The sequence below is a fragment of the Burkholderia sp. HAN2018 genome, from assembly GCF_024704855.1.
Taxonomy (GTDB): Bacteria; Pseudomonadota; Gammaproteobacteria; order Burkholderiales; family Burkholderiaceae; genus Burkholderia; species Burkholderia cepacia.
The window spans coordinates 1-811 of record NZ_QOBB01000535.1 but is presented as its reverse complement, the minus strand read 5'-3'; the positions used below and the strand labels follow the sequence as shown (position 1 = coordinate 811).

Genomic DNA, 811 nt, shown 5'->3' with positions numbered 1-811 from the left:
GCAGCGCGCCGAGCTGCGCGATGCGGTGCTGCTGGCGCTGCTGCCAGCCCGCCGCCGTGACGCGCCGGCCGGCCACGAGCGCGAGCGTGTCGTCGCGGATCGTGCGGCGCAGCCGCGTGGCGTCGGTGGCCAGGTTGCCCGGCAGGATCAACCGGAACGTGAGCAGCGTGAGGAACGTGGCGAGCACCCACGCGACCGACTGGTTCAGGAACAGCTCGACGTCGGGGCGGAACGGATTGGTCGCGCCGGTCAGCGTGTTGAACGCGACGAGATAGGCGAGCCCCGCGAGCGCGGTCTTCGGCACGCTCGTCGCGTAGATGCCGGGCATCCAGAACAGCCCGAGCGCGACGACGAGCAGCGGAAAGCCTTCGATGCGCGGCAGGATGCCGAACGCGCACACGAACGCGGCCGGCACGGCCAGCACCGTGCCCTTGATGAACGCCTGCGCGCCGGCGGCCGGGTTGCCGGCGGTCGCGAGCAGCGCGCAGTACGGCGCGACGACGAGCAGCATCATGTCGCCCTGGTTCCAGCCGGTCGCGAGCCAGAATGCGCCCGAGATCACGATCGCGCACGCGGCGCGCACGCCGTTGCGCAGGGCCGCGCCCGTGTCGCGGTGAAAGCGCACCCGCGCGGGCCGGTAGCCCGGGCGCGGGCGCTGCAGTTCGACGAGCCCGTCGAGCGCCGCGCGGTAGTCGTCGATCTGCTCGATCAGCCGCTCGCCGGCGATCAGCAACGCCGCCTCGTCGCGCGGATCGCCGAGCGCGATGCCGTCGAGCGCGTCGCGCAGGCGTTCGCGCGCATCGCCGAGCAG

At 73.4% G+C, this 811-nt stretch carries 1 protein-coding gene; it reads right to left on the bottom strand.

Annotated features, from left to right (window positions below):
• A partial coding sequence (locus DPV74_RS41615; RefSeq protein ID WP_205571998.1) for an FUSC family protein occupies positions 1-811 on the bottom strand: 811 nt, incomplete at both ends.